The 8,239-nt window shown below is 60.9% G+C and carries 7 protein-coding genes; all 7 read right to left on the bottom strand.

The features are described 5' to 3' along the window. Positions 1-123: 123 nt before the first annotated feature. Positions 124-2,097 carry a TonB-dependent receptor family protein gene (locus PPP56_RS07350; RefSeq protein ID WP_353563392.1) on the bottom strand — a complete coding sequence of 658 codons (1,974 nt, stop codon included), beginning with the start codon at positions 2,095-2,097 and terminating at the stop codon, positions 124-126. Positions 2,098-2,305: 208 nt separating this feature from the next. Then, positions 2,306-4,429: a heavy metal translocating P-type ATPase gene (locus tag PPP56_RS07345; RefSeq protein WP_353563391.1), complete on the bottom strand. Its 2,124-nt coding sequence runs from the start codon at positions 4,427-4,429 to the stop codon at positions 2,306-2,308. A 60-nt stretch (positions 4,430-4,489) separates the two neighbouring features. Then, positions 4,490-5,251, bottom strand: a complete 762-nt coding sequence (locus tag PPP56_RS07340; protein ID WP_353563390.1) for a c-type cytochrome — start codon at positions 5,249-5,251, stop codon at positions 4,490-4,492. Between the two features lie 57 nt (positions 5,252-5,308). Then, the gene (locus PPP56_RS07335) at positions 5,309-5,893 is read right to left on the bottom strand and encodes a cbb3-type cytochrome c oxidase subunit II (RefSeq protein WP_353563389.1); all 585 of its coding nucleotides are present in this window, start codon (positions 5,891-5,893) and stop codon (positions 5,309-5,311) included. Positions 5,894-5,937: 44 nt separating this feature from the next. Next, entirely contained in the window at positions 5,938-7,455 is a 1,518-nt protein-coding gene (locus PPP56_RS07330) for a cbb3-type cytochrome c oxidase subunit I (RefSeq protein WP_353563388.1), read from the bottom strand. A gap of 48 nt (positions 7,456-7,503) precedes the next feature. Then, a complete protein-coding gene (locus PPP56_RS07325) occupies positions 7,504-7,794 on the bottom strand; it encodes a hypothetical protein (protein WP_353563387.1) in 291 nt (96 codons plus the stop codon). Further along, positions 7,791-8,045 (bottom strand): hypothetical protein, encoded by a 255-nt coding sequence (locus PPP56_RS07320; protein ID WP_353563386.1) that lies wholly within the window; start codon positions 8,043-8,045, stop codon positions 7,791-7,793. Before PPP56_RS07320 ends, PPP56_RS07325 begins: the two co-directional genes overlap by 4 nt. Positions 8,046-8,239 lie beyond the last annotated feature (194 nt).

Raw genomic sequence — 8,239 nt, 5'->3', positions numbered from 1 at the left:
AAGAACGTGGTGCAGTACCTGCACGCACATCAGCTGGATGAGTATGTATAAGCCTTCGTAGCCCGTCTATACCGGTCGGTGTCCGCCTACATACACAGGCGGCATCGGTCCGGGCTGCGTAGCTTACAGCGCGAGCGTAAGCCCCGCCTTAAACGCGCGTCCCATGCCCGGCTCGAAGTAGTTATCGTTTGCATTGATAGAAACCGACCCATTGTAGTTGGAATCGAATATGTTGCTGACTTCCACGTAAGGACGCAGCGTGCTCCCGGCGACATCGATACCTGTGTGCCCAAGGCGCGTGTCGAGAATAGCGTACCCTTCAGAGACTGCCGTATTCTCGTTGTCGGCAAAGTAGTCGTCGATTGCATCATACGAGAGACGCAACCATACGCCGTGTGCCTGGGCCGTAGCCGTTGCCGAGAACCGCTGATCGGGCACACCCGGAACGCGGTTGCCTTGTAGATCATCGTCTTCGAAGACGATGCGGTTGGCGGTGTACGACGTTTCGAGCGTGAGCCAGGGCCGCGCATCCCACTGCACCGCCAGCTCTACCCCCCGGTGCGTGTTCTCACCAACGTTCTGGAAGAACGCGCGTCCGCCGCTGTCGGGGATTTCAAACTGCACAAGCCGCTCATCGACCCAGAGCTGATACACAGCCAGGTCAAAGCGCAGGCTGGCCTCTGCCCAGGCGCCACGCGTGCCCAGCTCTATACCTTGCGTGCGCTGCGGGTTAAGCTCGGGGTTGAAGCCGCCAGGGTTGCCGGGCCGGTTAACTAACTCGGTCGTGGTTGGGGTTTCGAAGGCTGTGCTGTAGTTAGCAAACAGAAGAGCAGGCCCCGCGTCGTAGGCCAGCCCGGCGCCTGGACTGAACGCCGAGAAGGTGCGCTCGCCCGATTCGTCGATGCCATCAGCCTGAAGACGATCGTCCAGCTCGAAGTCAACCACATCGAGGCGTCCGCCCAGCGTAAGGCGCAGGCGATCGGTAAGCGGAATTCGCGTGTAGCCGAAGGCCGAGCGGCTCACCACCGTTTCGAGTTGGTCGAGCACCACCACATCGGTAAACTCGCGCTCAGGAATGTTCGTGTCAAAGTTGATGCGATCGTCGCGCTGGATGTTGGCGTCAGCGCCTACGTTCCACTCCACCCCGCTCAATGTGCCGCTCAAAGCGGTGCGTACACCACCATAGAGACGGTCAAACTCGACCAGGTTAAAGGGCAACGGGTTTGCCAGATCCCGGAAACCACCGTAGACGGTCGCATCCAACTGCATCTCTCCTTCAGCGTGCGTCAGGCGGGCGCCGAGGTGGCCCTGTGTGCTCTGCTTGCCCGCATCGAACCCGTCGAAGAGCGCATTGGCCTGCGTGCGATCTTCGGCCACCTGCTCGGCAGTGAGCGAGCCCGGGTTGCGCGCATCTTGGTCGACGAACGCGCCGACCAGGTTGAGCTGCGTGCTCGACGCAAGCCCGATGCGTCCGGTGAGCAGGGCGCGGGTGAAGCGGCCATCGCTGTTATCCCGAAAGCCGTCGCGCCGCATATCCGACACCGCCACGCGCCACAGATTCCCGTTCGGGCGCACCACGGCCTCAGCGGCGAACTGCTGCAAGCCATGGCTCCCCGCCCCTGCTCGGAGTTGGGCTGTTGGCGCATCGGGACCCGGCGTGGAATCAAGGAAGAGCGTACCTCCACTCCCGTTGCCCCAGAAGAGCGACGATGGCCCACGCACCGCCTCAGTGCGACGCACAAACACTGGATCCACAATGTCCAGGAAGGCCTGTCCGTCAGGCATGGTAAGCGGCACGCCGTCAAGGAGCGTCTGCACGCCGCGTACGCCAAACGGAGAACGCCAGCCCATGCCGCGCACCACGAGACGCTCGCCCAGCGCAAAGTGCCCGCGGTCGTTCAGCCACACGCCGGGAATGCCCCGCAGCGCCTCGCCCAGAAAGACCGGCGCCTCCAGCGTCTGCGCCTCCAGCGTGCGCTCAGCTACCGACACCGTAAAGGGCGCACTGCCCTCCGTTTCGAGTGCGCGGGTCGCCTCAACCGTTACCTCTGGAAGCTCCACGACGGTTGTATCCGCCTGCCCAAAGACAGGCAGCACAAGACCCAAGGAAAGAAAGCAAGCGGTAACAAAACGATACATATAGCCAGAAGACGTAGTGGGCAATTAGACACACGTTGCCTTAACGTCCGCTTTCGACGACCGATTCGCCACGCTCGCTACGATTCCGCAACGGCGCAGGATACCCACAGATCGTAAGAAGACAAGGGGATGCGGAGCGCGGTGCACCACGTCTACTCTGGTGCGACTACGCGGACTCGCTCCATTCGGGCGGACGAAGGCGACGCAGGCGGAACGAGTTCGCTGTAACAAGAGCACTGCTCCCAGCCATAATAATAACTGCTGCGATAGGGTGAAGCAGTCCCGCCACAGCCATGCCCACTCCTATGCCATTGTATGCAAACGTCCACGCCAGATTCTGCTTCACGATGCGCGTCGTCTGCGCCGACAGGTCGGCCAGCCACGGCAGCATGCGCAGGTCGTCGCGATAGAGCGTAATGTCGGCGGCCTGCAGCGTAACCGGCGCCCCCTGCACCACAGCGATGCCCACATCGGCCTCGGCCAGCGCAGCAGCGTCGTTGATGCCGTCGCCCACCATAGCAACCGGGCCATCGGCTTCGCGCCAGCGCGCCAGGGCTTCGATCTTCGCTTCGGGGGTCTGCCCCGCTGTTACAGGCAGGTTGAGCGCGTCACCCAGCCGCTGCGCCGCCTCGGGCTGGTCGCCGGTAAGCAGCTGCAGCGCATAGCCGTGGTTGCGGAGCGCGTCGAGTGCGGGTGCAGCGTCGGCGCGGGGCTGCTCCGCAAGCAGAAGCACCCCGGCCACCACGTCATCGTACGTGACAAACAGGCGGACGCGTCCCGCTGCTGATGGTACGGCCCCGGAAGGCGGCGCCTCAATTTCGAGCCGGTCAAGCAACGCAGAGCTCCCCACCCCGATGCGCCGGGGCCCGGTGGGCGTATCGACCTGCCCTACAACACCTGCTCCGGGTACTGTGTGCACATCGTGAGCAGCCGGCGGATGGTCCGCTTCAATGGCCTGCTGGGCCGCCGCTTGAATGGCTCGCCCCAACACGTGGTGCGTGCTGGCTTCAACAGCCGCAGCATACTGGAGAAGCTCCTCTGGGTCTGGAACGGATTCTTGAGCGGATGCGAGGGCGACGGCCTCGACCTGCACCTCGGCTGCCTCAAGGCGGCTGAGCGTTCCTGTCTTATCGAAGGCGATGGTGCGTACGCGATGCAGGTCGAGCAGCGTCTGTCCGTCGCGGATGAGCACACCATGCTTCGAAGCCCGCCCGTGTGCAAGCACCCGAGCGAGGGGTACTGCAAGTCCGAGCGCACACGGACACGTGATGAGCACCACGCTGAGGGCCACGTAGAGCGCTTTCTCGGCACCGGCGGCCATCCACCAGCCTACAAACGCCCCCAGCGCAAGCACAATAACACCCGGAATCAGCACGCGCATGATCTGCTCGGTGCGCCGCGCCAGACGGCTGGGGCGCGCCAGGGCTTCCTGCATGGCCGATTCTATGTGCTCCATGCGGCGGTCTGCGCCGGTAGCTGTAATCCGTAGCGTGAGCGTACCGTCTACGACATGCGTCCCCGCAAAGCAGCGGCTTCCTTCCGAAACCGCTTCAGGCGTTGACTCACCGGTGAGCTGGCGCGCATCCACAAAACTCTGTCCGGCTTCCACGACGCCATCGGCGGGCACCACGTCGCCTGCATGCAAACGGATGCGGTCGTCGGGCTGCAACGCATCGGCAGGCACGGTGTCGTTCGTGGGGGCTACGCGCTCGTAGGTCGTATCGGGCACCGAGAGCAGTGCACCCAGCACGCGGCGCGCCCGGTGCTTGCTGCGTGCCGTGAGATAGCGTCCGAGTGTGTAGAGCGCCAGTAGCATGACAGCGGTTTCGAGGTAGACCGGTCCGGTGCCTCGCACGTACGACAGTACGCTTACGGCAACGGCGGCAGAGGTGCCCAGTGCAAACAGAAGATGCAGCGACAGTTGGCCCTGACGAAGCGTGCGCCAGGCAGCTCGAAGCACGGGCACCCCCAGCAAGATGAGGGCCGGTAGCGCCGCCAGCACCAGCACGAGGTGGGCGGTGCCTACGGCGTGCTCCAGATTGCGGAGTGCCTCGAACCCGTACTCTGAGCTGATGGCCAGGCTCAGCACCATCGTGAACCCGGCAAGCAGCAGCCCGATAATGGTACGGCGCAGCAGGGGGGCAAGCGTTGCGTCGCTCTCGTCGACGGCTTCGCTACCGACCGTCTCATCGAGCATCTGGCAGCCATAGCAGCAGTACCGACCGTCTCCGTCAGCGCCCGAGATGGGCGCGTCTATCAGTGGAAGGTCGCAATGGTCGCAACGCTGCATGAAGGTGTAGGTGTGCAGTTATCCTTTGTGGGACCCGCTGCCCGTAAGATCCAGCGCGCATTACTCCTCGGCAGCGGCTACTTCTTCTTCTGGCTCGTCGCCTTCTGGGAAGCCCTGGTTCTCAGGCTCATTGAGCTCGTCGGCCGTCCAGGCGGCCGTCCGGTCGGATTCGTACTCACGCAGGATGCTCACCTGCTCGGCCGTGATTTCGGAGGCGTCGTTGCCCCATTCGCCACGGATGTGTGTAAGCACAGCAGCAATTTCTGCATCGTCGAGCTGGCGCTGCCAGCCTGGCATCACGCCATTGTACTCTTCGCCCAGCACCTCCATCGGCCCCTCCATGCCATGCAGCAGGATGCGAATGAGGCGCCCCTCGTCACCAACAACCCAGTCGGTTTCGACGAGCGGTGGAAACTGTCCGGATACGCCCATACCGTCGGACTGGTGGCAGGTCTGACAGCGGTTATTGTAGATCCGTGATCCGTCGACGACCCGTTCGACCGTTTCGTCTTCGACTGTTGCCACGACGTCGCGCCCCTGCAGCCAGGGGTCGGCGCTAAAGTCCCCAACGTAGCTTCCCAGGTAGTACACGTTGAAAAGAATCACGCCGAAGATAATCATCCATAGCCACATAGGCGGCGCTTCGCCCCCCTCTGGACGGAGTGGCTCCTCACGGAACAGCGGCGCGAGCATGTCGATCGGCTCGGGCGTCTCATCAGGATCGTTCGACGATGTAGGTTGACGCTCGCGCGCATCGCCCCCGTTAGGAGAGGGGGTATCGTCAGGGCTTGATGCGTCGGGGCGGTTCGAGTCGTCGGGCATAGCAAGGCGGGCGTTCGTGCAAGCAGCGGGTAGGCAAGCAGCAGACGGGCAGGTAGCTTATTCCTCCTGTTCGCGAAGCTCCAGCGTCATGAGGTACTCGTAGAGCCAGAGGGCTTCCTCGGTCGCCACAACGACTTGGCCTTCAGGCGGCGCGTACTCACCGCCGATAGGCACAGTAACTTCTGAAGCGAGGACCTCGTCTTCGTTCTTGACTTCAAACAAGTATGGGTAGGCGGGCATGACCGAGCCGGGGCTCACGGAGCGGGGCTGGTACAGATGCGCCAGCTGCCAGTCGCGACTGGGCTGACGCGTAGCAATGTCGTGCAGGTCGGGTCCGGTACGCATCGTGCCCAACTGATGCGTGTCGTCGTACACGTAATCGCCAGGAAGCGAGCCGCGAGGGCCCCATCCGCGATCCATGTCGCTTCCAAACCCGTCGGGGCGCACCTGTTGGGTATGGCAGTACATGCACCCGTCTCGCATGTAAATTTGCTTACCCATACGCTCTTCGAATGTGTAGTTACGCGTTCCTTCGGTTGGCTCAATAGCTGCAAGCTGCAGGCTGGGCACCAGCGCCAGCGCCGTGAAGCTCATAAGGATCGCCGCGAAGGCCCCCATGAAGATGAGCAGTGCTCGTGTCATAACAGGTCAACAGTTGTGGTGAACAGAACGGAGCATAGCGCTTCTTAGAGGCCGGGGCGCTCTTCAAGGGAGGCCTTCACATCTGCAGCGCGCGACCCGAACATGCCTTCGGGGGCCGGACGGAAGTAGGTAGGCCCGGTCTGCGCAACGCCGCTGCGGCGGATAATCCGGTACAGCAGATAGGCAAACACAAAGTGGCCGATGACCATAAGCGTGCCGCCCACCGAGCGGGCCCAAAGCCACGGCTTCAGATCTTCAACAATCTGCAGGAAGGCAACGTCTGCATCCAGCAGTTGGAATCCCTGGATGGTTCCACCGATGGTGAGTGCTGTTACATACATGCCAATCCCCAGGCCCACCGTCCAGAAGTGGATGCTGATGAGGCGCGGGCTCTCCCACTCCCAATCCATAATACGGGGCATGATGTAGTATACCGCTCCGAACAGGATCATCGTTGCAAAGGCATACACTCCAAGGTGAGCATGCCCGACCACGTAATGCGTAAAGTGCGTAACCTCTTGCCAGAAGCGGAGCGACTGAAACGAGCCCTGCAGGCTGACGGCCGTGTAGCTCATCGCGCCGAACACTACAAAACGCAGCGTGGGGCTATAGATTAGCTTTTTGAAGTGACCGACCACCGTGAGGTGGTGGTTTACGGCTACCACCACAACGGGAATGATCATCATCATGCTGAAGACAATAGACACGGTCTCGCTCCATTGGGGCACAGGCCCTCCCACCAGGTGGTGTACCCCTGCCCAGTTGTAGAAGAGCGCGAGCGTCCAGAAGCCCAGGTATGACAGGTGATAGCTGTACACCGGGCGCCCAAGGACTTTGGGGATGAGGTAGTACGCAGCGGCAATCCCAATAGGCGTAATCCAGAGCCCGAGGATGTTGTGCGCAAACCACCAGTTGGCCATAGACTCAGGCACCCCGCTGTATATAGGCAGTAAAAACGCGATGACGAGGAACGGTCCCCAGATCATAGCCGCACCGGTGTACCACACCGAAATAAACAAGTGGTGGACACGGCGGTGCCGAAGCGTGATTAGGAAGGCTGCCGTGACCATCGCCATGGCCGGCACGATAAAAGCGAACGCAGCGAGCGGCATCTCAACCCACTCAATGGAGCGCGAGTAGCCGGCTAAGATCCCTATCGTGCCAATGGTCATCCCGATATTCCAGAGCACGACGCTGCCCATCAGCAGCCACCGGCCGCGAAGCTCAGTTTTCAGGAGACGCGCCCATAGCCAGGTAGCCACCCCGACCCCGGTCATGGAAATCCACCCATAGATCACGGTGTTCAAGTGTGCCGGACGCACGCGCCCAAATGTGAGCCAGCCCTGCTGTACAAGCCAGTCGGGCATATTGAACTTGAGGCTGGCAATGATTGCAAACACCGACCCAACGAGCAACCAGAATGTGCCGCTGGCGATGAAGGCAACGACAGGCCACTTGGTGGAGCGGTCGACTTTGCGGCGCCAGTTGGCCTCAAGCACCTCGGTCTCGGAAGCTTGAGACTCGGGCATCGATATCGACCCCGACGAAGAAGAATCAGCCATAGTAGAAGGGGAAAAACCCGGATTGCGAAAAACGGCGCGCAGCATCAGCTACGATGTAGAGGAGGACGATCCGTTGACAGACAGGTCGGCCGAACGATCATTTTCAGGGGAACGGTCTGGGGATGTATGGTCAGAGGATGCGTCGTCGGGATCCGAGTCTTGCCAGAACACCTGGTCCTGGGGGACGCCAACGGGCTCATCCTCGTCGAAGATGACATACGCTCCCGATTCAAGATTGGAGAACTGTCCATCCTGTATGGACCGGAAGAGCACCGTCAATGTGATGGCAGCTCCCGTAATGAGTATCACGAAGATCGTAAGGAGCGGTACGTACGTCATGAGTACAAAGAGGGGATAGACGAGAAGGACTGAGTCTGTTTATCTGCCACAAGCTCTGGAGGGCTTTCGATATGCAGCATACCCGACTGACCGTCGGTGTTCGATGCATCGTCGGGCACTTCCATATTCTGAAGCACCATCCAAACGATCACAACAAGAAAAATTGCAGCCCCGATGTAGAGCGAGAGCACCAACCCGCCAGTTGCCCGTTCAATGTTGAACTGGGAGTTGTCGTACGATGAATCACTCATAGCAGAGACTCAGCCAAAGACTACTTGTAGCTACAACTATAGACAAAAACACAATTGCAACTGGAAAGTTGCGTGTTGAGTGTGCAAACAAGGTGAGCACTGCTCTGGTGAGCGTCAAGCGTTCTGCCCGCACAAATGAAACGAATTGCACACGAGAGCATCTTCTTTACAAATAGCTGTCTTAGCTCACGCGG

It is taken from the genome of Longimonas sp. (assembly GCF_040409695.1).
Taxonomy (GTDB): Bacteria; Bacteroidota; Rhodothermia; order Rhodothermales; family Salinibacteraceae; genus Longimonas.
This window is presented reverse-complemented; position numbering and strand designations above follow the sequence as displayed.

Coding starts and splice junctions, on each gene's coding strand:
- PPP56_RS07320 (WP_353563386.1), bottom strand. CDS start 8,045: ATGAGTGATTCATCGTACGACAACTCCCAGTTCAACATTGAACGGGCA.
- PPP56_RS07335 (WP_353563389.1), bottom strand. CDS start 5,893: ATGACACGAGCACTGCTCATCTTCATGGGGGCCTTCGCGGCGATCCTT.
- PPP56_RS07330 (WP_353563388.1), bottom strand. CDS start 7,455: ATGGCTGATTCTTCTTCGTCGGGGTCGATATCGATGCCCGAGTCTCAA.
- PPP56_RS07325 (WP_353563387.1), bottom strand. CDS start 7,794: ATGACGTACGTACCGCTCCTTACGATCTTCGTGATACTCATTACGGGA.
- PPP56_RS07340 (WP_353563390.1), bottom strand. CDS start 5,251: ATGCCCGACGACTCGAACCGCCCCGACGCATCAAGCCCTGACGATACC.
- PPP56_RS07345 (WP_353563391.1), bottom strand. CDS start 4,429: ATGCAGCGTTGCGACCATTGCGACCTTCCACTGATAGACGCGCCCATC.